The organism is Paraburkholderia sp. Clong3 (assembly GCF_050436485.1).
Lineage (GTDB): Bacteria > Pseudomonadota > Gammaproteobacteria > Burkholderiales > Burkholderiaceae > Paraburkholderia > Paraburkholderia tuberum.
The window spans coordinates 1-17,004 of the sequence record NZ_JBNDMH010000002.1 but is presented as its reverse complement, the minus strand read 5'-3'; the positions used below and the strand labels follow the sequence as shown (position 1 = coordinate 17,004).

The following is a 17,004-nucleotide window of genomic DNA, read 5'->3' as shown; positions in this document are numbered from 1 at the left end:
CGGGCGGTTTCCCCAATCAACCAGGCGCGGCGGCGCGATCCGCTGCCGCGTGCGTGCCCATACCACGCAACAGGCGGCGCCAATCACAACGTCGCCTGTTCCGAGATCTCTCCCCCAACCGTAAACCACGCTTCGCAGTGCCGTACGAGACCGTGCAGGTCCGAGCCGGTGCGTCCGCGCGCGCTGATGTAGCCGTCGGGCCGCACCAGATAAAACGACGGCCGCGTGCGCCCATACGATTCGGACAACGCCGGGCCGCCGTCGCCGCTCGTATCGGTGACGCGCCAGATTCGCACCGCGTTCGGCAGCAGCCGCTCGACCTCGGCGGCGAGCTTTTCTACTTCGGGGTCCGGCGGCGGTGCATGTTTGGCGGCGGGATCGAGCGGCGTGCCATCGACGGGCAGCGGCGGCAACAGCAGAAACAGCGAGAAGAACGCCGGATCGTGCAGATCGAAAATGCAGCCGACGCCCGGCGCGCGCCCGAGCGGACCGTCGACGACGTGCACGAGCGCATCGGGCGCGCGCTCGCCCGCGCGCGGGCCGCCGTCGAGCAAGCGTTCGAGCGTCAGCGGACTGCGCCGGTACTGGATCGACAGCTCGCTGATCGTCGCGCGTGCGGCATCGCGCAGCGGACCGAACGCGGCCAGCACCGGCATCACGCGCTCGCGCAGCAGCTTCATCGGTCCGTGATCGGCCTCGGCCATCTGCGTGATGAAACCGGTCTGCCGCAGCACCTCGCGCTCGATCGGATGTCGCTCGGCGTGATACGTGTCGAGCAGGCGATCCGGCGCCGCGCCGCCGATCACGCGCGCGAGCTTCCAGCCGAGATTGAGCGCTTCCTGGATGCCGGTGTTCATGCCTTGTGCGGCCGCGGGGCTGTGTACGTGCGCGGCATCGCCGGCGAGGAAGATGCGGCCCACGCGCAGCCGGTCGACCATCCGGCTGTTCACGTGGAAGTACGCCGACCACGCCAGCTCCGACACGTCGACGCGCTCGCGCACGCGACGCGCGATCAGCGCCTTGCATTGTTCGAGCGACGGCGCCGGCGCCCGCTCCAGCGGCGGCTCGCCGAGCACCGCGGGGGCCGGCGGCGCGGCGCTGCCGGACGGCTCGACCGCATGATCGGCGATCAGACGATGGCGGCCGTGGCCCATCGGAAACAGCGCGACGAGACCGTCGCCCGACGCGAAGATATGGAACTCGTCGTCGGGCCAGTCGGTTTCGGCATGCAGGTCGGCGAGCAGAAAGGTCTGGTCGAAGGTCTTGCCCTCGAAGTTCAGGTCGAGGCGATGGCGAATCGAACTGTGCGCGCCATCGGCCGCGATCAGATACGACGGGCGCATGGCTTCCGTGCGGCCGTCCGCGCGGCGCAAGGTCGCCTGAACGCTCGCGGAGCCTTGCATGAACGCCACGAGCTCGACGCCGCGCTCGACCTTCACGCCGAGCGTCGCCAGATGCTCGGTCAGGAGCCGCTCGGTCACCGACTGGTCGAGAAACAGCAGATAGGGATAGCGCGTGTGCAACGGGTCGAAATCGAGCTGCGCAAGCCGCATGCCGTTCGAAGACAGATTCGCCACGCGAGCGCGATGGCCGAGCTCGAGAAACGGTTCGACCAGTCGATGCTGCTCGAGCAGTTCGAGCGTGCGTGCCTGAATGCCGATCGCGCGCGAGTAAGGGTTCGGCTGGGGCGCCTTGTCGATCAGGCGCACGGGGATGTGGGCGCGCGCGAGACTCATCGCTGCGGCAAGTCCGGTGGGACCGGCCCCGACGATCAGCACCGGCGACGCGTCGTAGGCGGCAGCGTCCATGCGGAACTCCGGAGGCAACAATGCGTTCCATATGCAAACAGACCCTAGTGTACGCCGCCGCTCTTGCGCACACGGGTGCGCTGCATCAATCGCGCGTCGGCAAGACGGGTCGCGCGGGGGTTCCATCCGTCGTTGCCCATGAACTCACGCTCCGCGCAAATCCGGGCCGCTTGCGCAAGTATGGGAAAATGCGCCCTCAGTCTGATTGATCCAAATGCCCTCCCCGTCATGCAACCTGTATTTGACCGCGCGTTCGCGGCGCATCGTGACGGCCGCCTCGACGACGCCGAACGCGGCTACCGCGCCACGCTCGACCACGACCCCAGCCACGTCGACGCGCTGCATCTGCTCGGCGTGCTGCGCCACCAGCAGGGCCAGCACGCAGAAGCCGCGGCGCTGGTGCGGCGCGCGGTCGATCTGCGCCCCGAAGACGCGGCGCTGCAGCTGAACCTCGGCAATGCGCTGAAGGCGCTCGGCCAGATCGACGCCGCGATCGAGCAGTTCCGCAACGCGCTGACGCTCGCGCCGACCTTCCCGATGGCGCACTACAACCTCGGCAACGCGTACGCGTCGCAAGGCCGTCACGAAGACGCCGCCGATGCGTTCGAACGTTCGCTGCGCCTGCAGCCGAACGACGCGTCGTCGCACAACAATCTCGGCAACGCGCTGCACGCGCTCGGCCGTCACGTGGACGCGATCGCGTCGTTCCGGCGCGCGCTCGAGCTGCGCCCCGGTCACGCGGGCGCGCTGAACAACATGGGCATGTCGCTGAACGCGCTCGATCGACCGAACGAGGCGGTGCCCTGCTTCGAGGCCGCGCTCGCCGCCGAGCCGCGCTTCGTCGCCGCGCACTTCAATCTCGCGAATACGTTCGATGCGACCGGCCGCCATGCGCGGGCAGTCGCGTCATTTGAAGCGGCGCTGCGTCTGCAGCCGAACCTGCCGCCCGCGATCTATGGCATGGGCAACGCGCTCGCGGCGCTCGGCCGTGCCGAACAGGCGCTGCCGTATCTGGAGCGCGCGGTCGGGCTCGATCCGCAATTCGCGCTCGCGTGGCTTGCGCTCGGCACCGCGCACCAGGCGCTCGGCGCGCACGCGGCCGCGGTGCGCGCGCTCGATCAGGCGTTGCGGCTGCGCCCGGATCTCGCGTCCGCGCATATGAACCGTGCGCTCGCGTGGCTCGCGATGCGCGACTTCGAGCGCGGGCTGCCCGAATACGAATGGCGCTTGCAAACCGTCGCGCAACCGGTGATCCAGACGTTGCCGCGCTGGCACGGCGAGTCGATCGAAAAACACACGCTGCTGATCCATGCCGAACAGGGTTTCGGCGACACGCTGCAGTTCGTGCGCTTCGTACCGCTCGCAGCGCTTCGCGCCGCGCGCGTCGTGCTGGAAGTGCAGCCGCAGTTGGTGCCGCTCTTCGCGCCCGTCGCGCAGGCATGGCGCGTCTCGCTGATCGCGCAGGGCCAGCCGCGCCCCGCCGCCGATCTGCAGATTCCCCTCTTGAGCCTGCCGCTGGCGCTCGGCACGCGCTACGACACGATTGACGCGCGCACGCCCTATCTGAGCGTGCCGCCGGCCTATGGCCGCAAATGGCGCGGCTCGCTTGGCGGTCAGGCGAAGCGCAAGATCGGGCTCGCATGGTCGGGGCGCATCCAGCGCAACGAAACCCGCACGATGCCGCTCGCCGCGCTGGAGCCGCTGTTCGCACTGGATGGCATCGACTGGATCGTGTTGCAGCCCGATCTGTCCGAGGACGACCGCGCGGCGCTCGACGCGCATCCGCGCGCGGCCGCGATCCATCGCTTCGACCACCGCATCGGCGATTTCGCGGATACCGCGGCGATCGTCGAGCGGCTCGACGCGGTGGTGTCGATCGACACGTCGATCGCGCACCTCGCGGGCGCGCTGCGCAAGCCGCTGTGGCTGATGCTGCCGTTCGCCGCCGACTGGCGCTGGTTCGACGGCGACACGCGCAGCCCGTGGTATCCCGGCGCGACGCTCGTGCGTCAGCCGCGGCCGGGCGCGTGGGATGAAGTCGTCGAGGTGGTCGCTAACGAATTGCGGCACGGGTAGCCACAGACCACGCGCCGCAAACAAAAGACCCCGCTAGCGCGGGGTCTTTTGTTTTCAGCACACGAAGTGAACCGTCAGGCCGCCCGATACTGATTGCGTGACTCCGGCGTGCGATACAGGAACAGCGTCGCGAGCAGACCGCAGATTGCCGCCACGCCGAGGACCAGGCCCGGCGCCGCCTTGTTGCTGGTCACGTGGATCAGCAGCGTGGCGATGGCCGGCGTGAAGCCGCCGATCGTCGTCGCGAGACTGTACGCGAGCGAGAAGCCAGCGGTTCGCACTTCGACCGGCATCACTTCGGTCAGCGCGACGACCATCGCGCCGTTGTAGCAGCCGTACAGGAACGACAACCACAGCTGCACGGCGAGCAGACGCGCGAACGACGGTTCGGCGACGAGCCATTGCAGCGCCGGATACGCGGTGAGGATCGTCAGGATCGTGAACGCGAGCAGCACCGGACGGCGGCCGATGCGGTCCGACAACGCGCCGGACAACGGCAGCCAGATCAGATTTGAGATACCGACGCAGACGGTGACGACGAGCGCGTCGATCGCCGACAGCTTCAGCACTTCCCTGCCGAAGGTCGGCGTGTAAGCGGTGATCGTGTAGAACGACACGGTCGTCATGACGACCATGCCCATGCCGCCCAGCACGATCGGGTAGTTCGCGAGCATCGACTTCAGGATCTCGCCCATGCTCGGACGATGCTTGCGCGCCGTGAACTCCTCGGTTTCCTGCAGCGAGCGGCGGATGATGAACAGGAACGGCACGATCAGACAGCCGATCAGGAACGGCACGCGCCAGCCCCACGCGAACATCTGCTCGGCGGGCAGAATCTTGTTGAGCATCACGCCGATCAGCGCGGCGAATACCACCGCGACCTGCTGGCTGCCCGACTGCCACGAGCAATAGAAGCCCTTGTTGCCCTTCGTCGCGATCTCCGACAGATACACCGACACGCCGCCGAGCTCAGCGCCGGCGGAGAAGCCTTGCAGCAGCCGGCCGAGCAGCACCAGCACGGGCGCCACGAGCCCGATGGTCGCGTAGCCCGGTATCGTCGCGACCGTCAGCGTGCCGAGCGCCATCAGGCTCAGTGTGAGGATCAGGCCTTTGCGACGGCCGTGATGGTCGATGTAGGCGCCGAGCACGATCGCGCCGAGCGGACGCATCAGGAAGCCCGCGCCGAACACGGACAGCGACAGCATCAGCGACGCGAAATCGCTGCCGCCAGGAAAGTAGGTCTTGGCGATCGCGGAAGCGTAGTAGCCATAGACCATGAAGTCGTACATTTCAAGAAAGTTGCCGCTGACAACGCGGAACACTGTCTTGACCTTGGATTCTTCGGTGGTGGAAGCGGCGTGGGTCGCTGTAGACATGACACTCTCGGATAGGCCCGCCGCCCTGTCGGACGGATCGACGCGGACGGTGACGAGCGGGCAGTTGAAACGATCCACTGCATTTGGCAAGCGGATGCCGCAGGCGGACGCACAGGTATAAGCAAAGTGCGCCCGCGGGCGCCGCATTCTGCTGCTCACGGCGCTCATTCGATATGAGGGTAAACGCTGAGCTCGATGTCGGGCCGATGCCACGTAATGTTACTGCTGATAGGGTCGACGCGAAACGCATACAGTTTGCTTACGCGCGACACCCGCGGGCGGCCGTAGACTGTCCGCGCGAGGCCATTCAGTCGATTACGCCGATGCGAACCACCCCTGCTCTTTCCCTGCGCCCCGCCACACTCGAGGACGCCGCGCTGATCGCGTCGATCCACAGCGCCAGTTGGCAGGCGACCTATCGCGGTCTGTTGCCCGACGCGTTTCTCGACGGCGAAGTCACGCGCGAACGCGCCGCCTATTGGGAAGCACGTCTCGGCGCGCCGGGCGGCGAGCGCCGCATCGTGCTGATCGCCGAGCTGGCCGGCGAGCCGGCCGGCTTCGTATGTGTCGAGCGCCAGCCCGAGTCCGCGTGGGGCGTGCTGCTCGACAACCTGCATGCGCTGCCCGGTTATCAGGGCATCGGCGTCGGCAAAACACTGATGCACGCGGCCGTAGACTGGACGCGCGCGCAAGGCGAGGCACAGCTGTATCTGTACGTGCTCGAGGGCAATACGGCGGCGATCGGCTTTTACGAGCGACACGGCTGGCAGTTGGTCGGCGCGGAGCCCGATCAGATGGGCGGCGTGGATATCACCGCGTTGCGCTACGTGTACCGGTTGAAGGCTTGAACGCCGTGGTTGAGCGTGCGTGAAGCGCGTGGCGTCGCGGGGACGGCGCGCGCCGGCGGTGTTCCTGTTTTCGGAGTCATCTGAACGGTGGACGACGTAGTTTCGAGGCATGATTTTCTGTTGCCGATGGCTTCATCGGCCCCCTACAAATTCCGTCACTGCCGCACCGGTGAGGCTGTCCGAGACACCGGAAGAAACCGATGACCAGCACGCCGCTCATCCTGATTGAAGGCGCATTCGCGCTTCCCCCTCTCCGTACGCTCGACCACCTGCCCGAACCGTTCGGCCGCGACTGGGCGTTGCTGTCCGGCGCTCAGCGCTGGCGAACCGGGCTCGATTCGCTGTATGCCGCGCTGCTGCGCACCGTGTGCATCAGAGATCAGCAGTTGCTGTCGTATGGGCAGTGGGTGTCGATCGACGGCGTGCTGACCGGCGTGCTGACCGACATGAAGCGGCCGGCAGAGACGCCCGTCGCGAACGCCACGCAGCCTGCCGGGGAACCGTCGCATACCGCGACGGCGGCGCATCCCGCTATGCAACGGAAGGTGCCTCAGGGTCCAATGCGAATCGTGCTCAAGGCCCGCTCGCCGCGAATCGCGCAGCGGCGCACTGTGCGGCATCGGCGAACGGTCGCGGCGAGTGCCGGCGTAATCGGCTGCGTCGCGGTGCTGGCGTGGTGGATCGTCGATCAGCCTCCGGCGCCGCGGCATATGGCCTCCGACATGCTGAAATCGGCGCAAGCTCTGATGCCCCGTCGTGATGCGCCGGCGCCGGTAGAAAAGCGTCGTGCGCAGCATCTGGTTGCGAGTCCCGAGGCACCGGTGATTGCGGAGGCCGTCACACCGGCTCCTGTGCTTCCGCCATTACCTGTCGACGTGGCCGCCGCCGCACCCGCGCGCATCGTGGCTTTGCCTCAGGGCACCGCCACGCGACATGCGTCCACCCCGCGTGACGCGATTCGCTCGTCGCCTCCGCGTCGTGCGCTTCGCGTGCAAACGCATCCGCTTCCGGTAAATCGCCATGCCGCGAATGACCCATCGCATGAAGCGCGCGTTCGTACCCGGTTCGGCGAAGACGGATACGCTGATGTAACGACGTTCGCCATGATGTCTTTGCGCGACGTCGCGCCGCTGCCGCGCTCCACCGTGTCGAACAATCTGCCGGTAAATAGCACCGAGTGGATGAACCACATATCGCAGCGTCGCGTCACCGAAATCCCGGAACAATTCGCGCAATGAGCGCCGCCGTTACTTCGGCGCAGGCAAACCCGCTTCCGTCTGCTGCTGCAAGCGCGTGACCGCGCTCTGAAGCTGACGCAATTGCGCCTGCGCGTTGTCGCGCTCCGCGCGCAGCGCGAGCGCCTCGTCGCGCGTCTGCCGCTGCCGGTCGTCGACCTTCGCCTGCTGCGTGCGGGCGACCTCGAGATCGGTCTGCAGCCGTTGCGCCTGCTGCTGCGATATCGCGATGCTGCCCTGCAGATACGCATTCTGCGCCTGCAACCGCGTGCGATGAATCTCGACGTCCGCGAGTTGCTGCGTCTGCTGCGCGAAACCGGCGTAGATCGCTTCCGCGCGCTCTGCCGAATCGCTCCTGATCACGCGCCAGAAATGCTTGTTCTGAAACAACGCGACGTAGTACGTCATCCGCAGCGGATCGAAGAACAGGCTCGCACCGTAGCTGCCGTTGTAGGTCGTGCGCAGTTCGCTGAGGGTCGCGTCGTGGATCAACTGGATCAAATCGGCGACGTCGCCGCGCGCGGCGGCGGGCGTATTCGCGGACACCTCGGGCTCAGCGACGGACTGGGGGCCAGCCTCTCGCGGCGCCACCTCCCCTGGAGCCGGCCGCGTGCCCGCCAGCGGCGCGCTCACGCTGTCCTGCTGTGCCACCGCAACACCCGTATGCCACAACGCATAGACACCGGCGAGCAACATAGCGCGCCGGATAACCAAGGAGTACTTCATATGCCTGCTCCACGCCGATCCAGAATGACGTTGGATTATCGCGCGGATTTATCGCGACGCGAAGCTCGTGGGCACTGTATGGACACGCTCGAAATCGAGATAGACGGTTGGCGCAGCGAACCACTCCATCCAAAATCACAGTCGCAAAATAAAGACGCCACCCAGCTCGCACTCCTGATTATTTCGAGAGAAGAAAACGCACTGCCACATAACGTGGCAGTGCGTCAGAATGGAATGGCTCCGTCGGGCTGCGGAAAACAGCGAAAGCGCGGGACCGATGCGCAACCACGCCGCGGACTCAACCTCGACCGCGCACGCCGCACCAACGCAAACCCGCCATGCTTAAAACCTCGTCTCCCGCGCGACCCGCAGGAACGTATCGAGCAACGGCGTGCAATCGAGCAGCTCCGGTCCGCCCGCGCGATGAAACTCCGGGTGCCACTGCACGCCCATCACGAACGGCGCGCGCCGGTAGCGCACGGCCTCGATGATGCCGTCCGACGCCGACACCGCCTCGATATTCAGATCGCGGCCCAGCGTCTTTACCGCCTGATGGTGGATCGAGTTGACGATCGCGTCGCGCCGTCCGGGGAACATGTTCACCAGCGTCGAGCCATCCGGAAAATGCACGCCGTGCCGGTGCTGATCGTAGTTTTCGTTGACGTGGGCGTTCGCGGTGGGCACTTCGGTCGCGATGTCCTGATATAGCGTGCCGCCGAACGCGACATTGATCAGCTGACAGCCGCGGCACACGCCGAGCACCGGCTTGCCCGATTCGACGAACTCGTGCAACAGCTCGAGCTCGTACATGTCGCGCACGCGGTCACCGGGCCATTCGTGGCTGGCCGCCGATTCCGCATACGTCTGCGGCGACACGTCGGCGCCGCCTTGCAGCAGCAGGCCATCGAGATGCTTCGCATAGTCGCGCAGACGGATGTTGCTCGGGTGCAGCATGCCCTGATGACCAACGGTCGGGATCATGAACACCAGCACGTCGCGCGACATCACCCAGTGCGCGACCGACTCCTCCAGATACTGCAGCGTCTTGCCGCGCAAGCCCTTCGCGCCCGGTTCCGGATGGAAGATGCGCGCCGACACGCCGATGCGCAGCGTGCGCTGCGTGATCCGCTGCCCCGCGCGATCGAACAGCTGCCGCGCGCGCGCCGCGATGATGCGGCCGAACACGCTCCACGCGGAGTCGCTCTCCTTCAGATAACGCGGTGGCGACGGCGGCAGCGCGTTGGGTGGCGGCGGGTTCGTGGCGCTGAAATCGGGTGCCGCGCCGAAACCGGGCGGCGGCGAGCCGGGCGCACGCGCCGCGGGTGCGGCGGCTGCCTCGGTGGCGATTTCGTCGTCGGTGGCGAGGTCCGCGGCCCTAATGCCGCCCGCGGGCGGCTCGCCGGCGGCCGCCGTCGGTTTGACGACTGGCTCGGGTTTCACCATGGTCGCGCCGCCGGCGTACGGACCAGCGCGCCGCGCTTCGCGCTCGTGCACCTTGGCTTCCTGCCGCGCGGTCGATTCGGCGGCGGCGCTGCGCGCCTCGGCCGCGTCGCGCAGCCGCGCCGTGCGCGGATCTTCGGGCGTGACCGACGATGCGCTGAGCGGATCGTCGGTCGACGACCTCGCGGTCGCCTCCTCGGCCGCCGGGCTCGTGTCTTTGGCGGCCGACTGGATGGCATCTTCATGCGACGGAGGAAGCGAGGCGGCCGGTTCGGCCGGCGCGCTGCTCGGCGCGGAGGAGGCTGGCTGCGGACTGCCGGTCGTGCCGGCGTTTTCGGGTTTGTTTTCGCTCATGACTGTCGGACGGGCGCCTTACACGCGAACGAATGAATATGCCCTGATTATCCGTCAGTGCTGCAGGCCCCGCAAATCCGCACACAATTGCTCACATTGTTGCGAAGCGTTACACCGACCCCGATGGGTCAAGGATCCGGCCGCTCTTCGAAGGTTTCCCGCAACGCGATCTGCATCGACGCATGAATCTTCACGCACCAGCGCCACACGAGCGCGAGCAGCAGCGCGGCGCACACGAGCACCGCGACGAGCAGGCCAGTCGGCGGCAGAATGCTGCCCGACAGCGCCGCCACCAGCAGAAACACGCCGATCATCGACACGATCGGCACGAGATCGGCGATCGCGTGACGCAGCGCGCTCGTGAAGCGTCCCGCGGTGGTCCCCTGCACGCTGACTTCGGCGAGCAGCAGCGCGAGCGACTTGGTCTTGCGATACACGGCCACGAGAAACGGCAGCGAAACGACGAGCGCGACGCTCCACTGCACGACGCGTTGCAGCGGCTCGTCGTCGAGCCAGTGCGCGAGCAGCCGGCCGCTATGCGGCGCGCTATACGACACGGCCAGGAAAATGGCCGCGACGAGCGCGAGATTCACCGCGATCTGCAATACGATCCGCCGCGTCATGCTGACGAGCGTCGGCTCGCCGCGCGCCGTGATCAAACTGCGCAGCCATTGCCCGTACATGCCGAACACGTTGGACAACGTGGCGGGCATCGCCTGTCCGATGCGGCGCGTGAGCGGATCGGCGACGCGGATCAGATATGGCGTCGTCAGCGTCGTCAATGCCGACACGGCGACCGCGATCGGATACAGAAACCCGCTCGTCACCTTCAACGTCAGACCGAGCGTCGCGATGATGAACGAGAACTCGCCGATCTGCGACACGGTCATGCCGACGCGCATCGAGGTGCGCGCGTCCTGCCCCGACAGAAACGTGCCGAGCCCGCACGACACGATCTTGCCGACGATCACCGCGAGCGTGATCACGGCGATCGGCCACCCGTAGTCGAGCATCACGGCCGGGTTCAGCATCAGTCCGATCGTCACGAAGAAGATCGCGGAAAACGCGTCGCGCAGCGGCGCGATCAGATGCTCGATCCGACGCAGATGACGCGACTCGGCCATGATCGCGCCGATCAGGAACGCGCCGAGCGCGATGCTGTAATCGAGCTTGAGGACCAGCAGACAGAAGCCGAAGCAGAAGCCGAGCACGGACACGAGCATCATCTCGTCGCTGCCCGTGCGCGCGACGTAGTTCAGCGCGCGCGGCACGAGCAGCACGCCGACCAGCAGCGACACCGTCATGAACAGCAGCAGCTTGCCGAGCGTGACGGCCGCGAGCCCGGCCGACAGCTGCCCGGTCTGCGCGATGCCGGTCAGCAGCACGAGCATCGCGATACCAAGAATGTCCTCGACGATCAGAATGCCGAACACGAGCTGCGCGAAGCTTTCGCGTTTGAGTCCGAGATCGGACAGCGCCTTCACGATGATCGTCGTCGACGAGATCGCGAGGATCGCGCCGAGGAACAGCGAGTCCATCGGAGTCCAGCCGAACGCGCTGCCGATCTCGTAGCCGATCCACAGCATCAGCACGATTTCCGACAGCGCGGCGACGATCGCCGTCGCGCCGACCTCGAACAGCTTGCGCAGGCTGAATTCGAGGCCCAGCGAAAACATCAGGAACACGACGCCCAGCTCGCCGAGCGTCTGGATCGTCTGTTCGTCGTGGATCAATTGGAACGGCGGCGTGTACGGTCCGATGATCACGCCGGCCGCGATATAGCCGAGCACCACCGGCTGCTTCAGGCGATGGAACAGCACGGTGACGACGCCGGCCAGCGCCATCACGACGGCCAGATCCTGGATGAAGCCGATGCCATGGTGCATGAGCGCTTTCCTTACAAACAGTAATCTCGAAAAGCGCAGTGTAGCAAACGAACCGGCCATCTTTCTGGCGAATTCGCGCGCCGCGTCGCGCCGCCAGTAGCAGGCCGCTCGGCCGCAAAACCTTGCTCTACAATGCGGACGGACCTTTCCCTTTGGCTCCGCACTGCTTCGCTCATGCGCCCGCGCTGCGCTCAACCGGATTTCTACCGACATCATGGCCACTGAATTCGCCCCGTTCCCACCGCTTGCCCAGCTTGCCGCCGATCTCGCCGCCGGCCGCACGACGAGCCGCGCGCTCGTCGAAACCGCGCTGGACCGGATCGCCGATCCGGCCGGCCAGGGCGCCGCCGTCTTCATGCACGTCGACACCGACGCCGCGCGCGCCGCCGCCGACGCGCACGACCGCCTGCGCGCGGCCGGCACCGTGCTGTCGCCGCTCGCCGGGATTCCGGTGTCGGTCAAGGACCTGTTCGACATCGAAGGCCAGCCGACCCGCGCGGGCTCCGTCGTGCTCGCCGACGCGCCCGCCGCGAAGGCCGACGCGGTCGCGGTCGCGCGTCTGAAGCGGGCCGGCGCCGTGATCGTCGGGCGGACCAACATGAGCGAGTTCGCGTTTTCCGGACTCGGCCTGAATCCGCACTACGGCCATCCGCTGTCGCCGTACCGGCGCGGCGTGAAGGGCGACGAGCGGATTTCGGGCGGCTCGTCGTCGGGCGCGGGCGCGTCGGTCGCCGACGGCATGGCCGCGGTCGCGCTCGGCACCGACACCGGCGGCTCGATCCGCATCCCGGCCGCCTTGTGCGGGCTGACCGGCTTCAAGCCGACCGCCGCGCGCATCCCGAAGCAGGGCGGCGTGCCGCTGTCGTCGACGCTCGATTCGTTCGGGCCGATCGGCGTGTCGGTCGCATGCTGCGCGCTGGTCGACCGGATGCTCGCCGGGCTCGAGCCGCGCATCCCGGCCGCGCGGCCGCTCGAAGGCGTGCGCCTCGGCGTGCTGACCAATTTCGTGACCGACGGCGTCGAGCCCGAAGTCGCGCGCGCGATCGATACCGCGCTCAAGCATCTGGAGGCGGCCGGCGCGATCGTCAGCGAGGTGCGCTTCGCGCCGCTCGACCGGCTGCCGGAGATCAACCGCTTCGGCTTTTCGTCGATCGAGGCGTATGCGTGGCATCGTCCGCTGCTCGACAAGCATCGCGAGCAGTACGATCCGCGCGTGCTCGTGCGCATCATGAAGGGGCAGCCGGCCAGCGCGGTCGATTATCTGGACCTCGTCGCCGAGCGCGACGCGATGCTCGACGAAGCCGCGCGCACGCTGTGGCAGCGTTTCGACGCGGTCGTCGCGCCGACCGTGCCGGTCGTGCCGCCGCGCCTCGCCGACCTGCTCAACGACGACGACGCGTTCGGCCGCACCAATGCGCTGATCCTGCGCAATCCGAGCGCGTTCAACTTCCTCGATAGCTGCGCGCTGTCGCTGCCGTGCCATCTGCGCGGCGACGCGCCGGTCGGCCTGATGCTGGCGGGCGCACCGCACGCCGACGACGCGCTGCTCGCGATCGGCCGCGCGGCCGAGGCAGTGCTGAAAGCGATCCGGTAGAGCGCGCCGGGGTTGGCCGCCCGGCGCGGTCGCCGCCGCGCCAATGTTCAGGCAATAAGTGGCGCGGCCGGGGTTCGCGCTAGAATCGCGGGCACCCGCCCTTTCGTCTCCGGAGCAATCGAAGATCCATGACTAACGACTCCGCAATGCTGCGCCGCGAGCGCACCCTGCTGGTTCTGCTCGGCCTGATCTGCCTCGCCCTCGTGGGCGGTGCGTTGTATCTGCAGTTCGGCCTGCGCGAAGACCCGTGCCCGCTGTGCATCATCCAGCGCTATTTCTTCCTGCTGATCGCGATCTTCGCGTTCCTCGGCGCGCGCTTCAGGCACTGGCGCGGCGTGCGCCTGCTCGAAGTGATGGCGGCGCTGTCGGCGCTCGCCGGCATCGCGACCGCGGCGCGCCATGTGTACATCCAGGCGAATCCTGGCTTCAGCTGCGGCTTCGACGCACTGCAGCCGGTGGTCGACAGCCTGCCCCCCGCGCACTGGCTGCCGAGCGTGTTCAAGGTCGCGGGCCTGTGCGAAACCGCCTATCCGCCGATTCTCGGGCTGACGCTGCCGATGTGGTCGGGCGTCGCGTTTATCGTCGCGTTCGTCGCACTGGTGCTGAGCCTGGTGCGCAATCGCCATCGGGTGTCCTGACGGCGGGCAAGCCTGGTCGAGCGAGCTTCGAACGCCGCCTGAAGCGCCGAACTCGCCGCCAGGACGCTTACCGATTCGCATCGCCAATGACGCCGGACTTCGTGTTGCCCATGCCGGGCACCGAAGTCCGGCGTTTTTTCTGCGCGACGTTCCGCGATCGCGCGCCGTTCCTGTCGGTCCCCGCTCCGCGCACGCAACTTCTCGCCTCGGCGCGAATCGTACCCGGATCATGACCGCCGCCGCATGAGCTTCATGCGACACGGGAAATATTTTCGGGCCGGGGTAGTGCTATCTTCGGGTATGGATGGCGATCTACGTGCGCGAGGCCGGCTTTTTGCGACCCCATGCGTAACGCGCGCCCGGTCCGCACTGTCTTCCGATTCGCCATGACAACGCAAACCATCCGCTTCTACCACCAGGGGTCCGTCCGCGAGGTCGCGGGCGTGCCGGCGACGCGCACCGTGCTGCAGCACCTGCGCGAGGACTTGCGCTGCACCGGCACCAAGGAAGGCTGCGCGGAAGGCGACTGCGGCGCATGCACGGTCGTGATCGGCGAACTCGATGCGCGCGGCGACCTCACGTTGAAGGCGGTCAACGCCTGCATCCAGTTCCTGCCGACACTCGACGGCCGCGCCCTCTTCACCGTCGAAGACCTGCGCGCCGCGAACGGCGCGCTGCATCCGGTGCAGCAGGCGCTGGTCGACTGTCATGGTTCGCAATGCGGCTTCTGCACACCCGGCTTCGTCATGTCGATGTGGGCGCTCTACGAGAACCAGCCCGTCAGCGCCGGCCTGCCGACCCGCCATGAAATCGACGCCGCGCTGTCCGGCAATCTGTGCCGCTGCACGGGCTACCGGCCGATCATCGACGCCGCGCAGAAGATGTTCGACTACGCGCAGCATCCGCGCGTCGCGCTCGATCGCGACGCGATCGCGGCCACGCTGCGCACGCTGCAACGCGAAGACACGTTCGAATACAGCGCGCCAGGCACCCGCGGCGCCGCCTTCGGCTCGCCCACCTTCCACGCCCCGCTCACGCTCGACGCGTTCGCGACGCTGCGCGCGCAGCACCCGGACGCGCGCATCGTCGCGGGCAGCACCGACGTCGGCTTGTGGGTCACCAAGCAGTTCCGCGATCTCGGCGATCTGCTGTACACCGGCAACGTCGCGGAACTGAAGACGATCGCGCGCGACGCGCAAACGCTGACCATCGGTGCGGCGGTCACGCTCGAGGACGCGTACGCGGCGCTCACCGCCGACTACCCCGAACTCGCCGAACTATGGACGCGCTTCGCATCGCTGCCGATCCGCAATGCGGGCACGCTCGGCGGCAACGTCGCGAACGGCTCGCCGATCGGCGATTCGATGCCGGCACTGCTCGCGCTCGGCGCCGATGTCGAGTTGCGCCGCGATCGCACGACCCGCACCGTGCCGCTCGACGCGTTCTACCTCGGCTATCAGAAGACCGCGCTCGCGGAAGGCGAATTCGTCAGCGCGCTGCGCGTGCCTCGCCCGGCCGGCGCGCTGCGGTTTCGCACCTACAAGGTGGCGAAGCGTTACGACCAGGACATCTCGGCGGTGTGCGCAGCGTTTGCGCTGCACGTCGCGGAAGATGGCACGATCCGCGCGGCGCGGGTCGCGTTCGGCGGCATGGCGGCGACGCCGAAGCGGGCCGCGCATGCCGAAGCCGCGCTCAACGGCGCGGCGTGGAACGAACCGACGGCCCGTCGCGCGATGGACGCGCTCGCCGCCGACTATCAGCCGCTCACCGACATGCGCGCGTCGAGCGCGTATCGGCTGAGGGTCGCGCGCAATCTGCTGTGGCGCCTCTACCTCGAAACGCGCGACGACGCGCCGCTCGCGCTCTGCGACGTGAACGCGTTCGCGTTCGAGGCCAACGCAGCCGTCGTGAAGGAGTCGCCGTGATGAACCGGACCGATGCCTTTATCGAACCCGCGGGCGCGCGTGCCGATCAACGCGAGGACGCGTCGATCGGCGTACCGCTGCCGCACGAATCCGCCGCGCTGCACGTGAGCGGCGAAGCGACCTACACGGACGACATCGCCGAGCTGCACGGCACGCTGCACGCGGCGCTCGGCCTGTCGCGCCATGCGCATGCGCGCATCGTGTCGATGGATCTCGACGCGGTGAGAAACGCGCCCGGCGTGATCGCGGTGCTGAGCGCCGACGATATCCCTGGCGAAAACAATTGCGGCCCGGTGCTGCACGACGATCCGATCCTCGCCGACGGCGAAGTGCTCTATCTCGGCCAGCCGGTCTTCGCGGTGATCGCCGAGAGCCACGAACTCGCACGTCGCGCCGCCGCGCTCGCGAAAAGCGACGACGTGATCCGCTACGAGCCGCTCGACGCGATCCTCACCGCCGCCGATGCGAAAGCCGCGAAGCAGTTCGTGCTGCCGCCACTGCATCTGCGGCGCGGCGACCCCGACGCGAAGATCGCCGCCGCGCCGCATCGACTGGCCGGCAGGTTCGAGGTCGGCGGCCAGGAGCAGTTCTATCTCGAAGGCCAGATCGCCTATGCGGTGCCGAAGGAAATGGACGGCATGCTCGTCTACAGCTCGACGCAGCATCCGAGCGAAATGCAGCAGGTCGTCGCGCACATGCTCGACTGGCCCGCGCATAACGTCGTCTGCGAATGCCGGCGCATGGGCGGCGGCTTCGGCGGCAAGGAATCGCAATCGGCGCTGTTCGCGTGCGTGGCCGCGCTTGCGGCGCAACGCCTGCGTCGCCCGGTCAAGCTGCGCGCCGATCGCGACGACGACTTTCTGATCACCGGCAAGCGCCACGATGCGGTCTACGAGTACGAAGCGGGCTTCGACGAGCAAGGCCGCCTGCTTGGCGTGCGCGTCGAAATCGCATTGCGCGCCGGCTATTCCGCGGATCTGTCCGGCGCGGTCGCGACGCGCGCGGTGTGCCACTTCGACAACGCGTACTACCTTTCCGACGTCGATATCGTCGCGCTGTGCTGCAAGACCAATACGCAGTCGAACACCGCGTTTCGCG

The 17,004-nt window shown here is 67.4% G+C and carries 12 protein-coding genes; 7 read left to right on the top strand and 5 right to left on the bottom strand.

What is annotated here, in order from left to right; genetic code table 11:
- Positions 1-83: 83 nt before the first annotated feature.
- A complete protein-coding gene (locus tag OKW30_RS04375; RefSeq protein ID WP_429346115.1) occupies positions 84-1,808 on the bottom strand; it encodes an FAD-dependent monooxygenase in 1,725 nt (574 codons plus the stop codon).
- Positions 1,809-2,036: 228 nt separating this feature from the next.
- Here OKW30_RS04375 and OKW30_RS04370 point away from each other — a divergent pair, with 228 nt between their 5' ends.
- Entirely contained in the window at positions 2,037-3,884 is a 1,848-nt protein-coding gene (locus OKW30_RS04370; RefSeq protein WP_429346114.1) for a tetratricopeptide repeat protein, read from the top strand.
- A gap of 74 nt (positions 3,885-3,958) precedes the next feature.
- On the opposite strand, the gene OKW30_RS04365 is transcribed toward OKW30_RS04370, so the two are convergent.
- Positions 3,959-5,260, bottom strand: coding sequence for an MFS transporter (locus OKW30_RS04365; RefSeq protein WP_184070747.1), 1,302 nt, complete (start codon positions 5,258-5,260; stop codon positions 3,959-3,961).
- 323 nt (positions 5,261-5,583) lie between these two features.
- Between OKW30_RS04365 and OKW30_RS04360 the strand changes: the two genes are divergently transcribed.
- Complete coding sequence (locus OKW30_RS04360; RefSeq protein ID WP_018421404.1) at positions 5,584-6,108, top strand: GNAT family N-acetyltransferase; 525 nt, start codon at positions 5,584-5,586, stop codon at positions 6,106-6,108.
- A 200-nt stretch (positions 6,109-6,308) separates the two neighbouring features.
- On the top strand, positions 6,309-7,346 hold the full coding sequence (locus tag OKW30_RS04355; RefSeq protein WP_429346113.1) for a hypothetical protein: 1,038 nt from the start codon (positions 6,309-6,311) through the stop codon (positions 7,344-7,346).
- Positions 7,347-7,355: 9 nt separating this feature from the next.
- Here OKW30_RS04355 and OKW30_RS04350 read toward each other — a convergent pair whose 3' ends face one another.
- The 3 genes from OKW30_RS04350 to OKW30_RS04340 all read right to left on the bottom strand — a co-directional run bounded on the left by OKW30_RS04350 (position 7,356) and on the right by OKW30_RS04340 (position 11,749).
- The gene (locus OKW30_RS04350; RefSeq protein WP_429346112.1) at positions 7,356-8,069 is read right to left on the bottom strand and encodes a DUF2968 domain-containing protein; all 714 of its coding nucleotides are present in this window, start codon (positions 8,067-8,069) and stop codon (positions 7,356-7,358) included.
- A 342-nt stretch (positions 8,070-8,411) separates the two neighbouring features.
- Positions 8,412-9,863 (bottom strand): gamma-glutamyl-gamma-aminobutyrate hydrolase family protein, encoded by a 1,452-nt coding sequence (locus OKW30_RS04345; RefSeq protein ID WP_429346111.1) that lies wholly within the window; start codon positions 9,861-9,863, stop codon positions 8,412-8,414.
- 128 nt (positions 9,864-9,991) lie between these two features.
- Complete coding sequence (locus OKW30_RS04340; protein WP_184070755.1) at positions 9,992-11,749, bottom strand: cation:proton antiporter; 1,758 nt, start codon at positions 11,747-11,749, stop codon at positions 9,992-9,994.
- Positions 11,750-11,963: 214 nt separating this feature from the next.
- On the opposite strand from OKW30_RS04340, the gene OKW30_RS04335 reads away from it, so the two are divergent.
- From OKW30_RS04335 to OKW30_RS04320, 4 genes are all read left to right on the top strand, one after another.
- Entirely contained in the window at positions 11,964-13,343 is a 1,380-nt protein-coding gene (locus OKW30_RS04335) for an amidase (protein WP_429346110.1), read from the top strand.
- Positions 13,344-13,471: 128 nt separating this feature from the next.
- Positions 13,472-13,981 carry a disulfide bond formation protein B gene (locus OKW30_RS04330; RefSeq protein ID WP_184070759.1) on the top strand — a complete coding sequence of 170 codons (510 nt, stop codon included), beginning with the start codon at positions 13,472-13,474 and terminating at the stop codon, positions 13,979-13,981.
- A 386-nt stretch (positions 13,982-14,367) separates the two neighbouring features.
- The gene (gene xdhA, locus OKW30_RS04325; RefSeq protein ID WP_429346109.1) at positions 14,368-15,906 is read left to right on the top strand and encodes a xanthine dehydrogenase small subunit; all 1,539 of its coding nucleotides are present in this window, start codon (positions 14,368-14,370) and stop codon (positions 15,904-15,906) included.
- The coding region (locus OKW30_RS04320; RefSeq protein WP_429346108.1) for a molybdopterin cofactor-binding domain-containing protein at positions 15,906-17,004 on the top strand (1,099 nt) is incomplete at its 3' end. The genes xdhA and OKW30_RS04320, both read left to right, overlap by 1 nt.

Excerpts from the sequence above, each read along its gene's own strand:
- OKW30_RS04370 (WP_429346114.1), top strand. The coding sequence starts at position 2,037 with ATGCAACCTGTATTTGACCGCGCGTTCGCGGCGCATCGTGACGGCCGC.
- OKW30_RS04365 (WP_184070747.1), bottom strand. The coding sequence starts at position 5,260 with ATGTCTACAGCGACCCACGCCGCTTCCACCACCGAAGAATCCAAGGTC.
- OKW30_RS04345 (WP_429346111.1), bottom strand. The coding sequence starts at position 9,863 with ATGAGCGAAAACAAACCCGAAAACGCCGGCACGACCGGCAGTCCGCAG.
- OKW30_RS04375 (WP_429346115.1), bottom strand. The coding sequence starts at position 1,808 with ATGGACGCTGCCGCCTACGACGCGTCGCCGGTGCTGATCGTCGGGGCC.
- OKW30_RS04340 (WP_184070755.1), bottom strand. The coding sequence starts at position 11,749 with ATGCACCATGGCATCGGCTTCATCCAGGATCTGGCCGTCGTGATGGCG.
- OKW30_RS04350 (WP_429346112.1), bottom strand. The coding sequence starts at position 8,069 with ATGAAGTACTCCTTGGTTATCCGGCGCGCTATGTTGCTCGCCGGTGTC.
- OKW30_RS04360 (WP_018421404.1), top strand. The coding sequence starts at position 5,584 with ATGCGAACCACCCCTGCTCTTTCCCTGCGCCCCGCCACACTCGAGGAC.
- xdhA (WP_429346109.1), top strand. The coding sequence starts at position 14,368 with ATGACAACGCAAACCATCCGCTTCTACCACCAGGGGTCCGTCCGCGAG.
- OKW30_RS04335 (WP_429346110.1), top strand. The coding sequence starts at position 11,964 with ATGGCCACTGAATTCGCCCCGTTCCCACCGCTTGCCCAGCTTGCCGCC.
- OKW30_RS04330 (WP_184070759.1), top strand. The coding sequence starts at position 13,472 with ATGACTAACGACTCCGCAATGCTGCGCCGCGAGCGCACCCTGCTGGTT.
- OKW30_RS04355 (WP_429346113.1), top strand. The coding sequence starts at position 6,309 with ATGACCAGCACGCCGCTCATCCTGATTGAAGGCGCATTCGCGCTTCCC.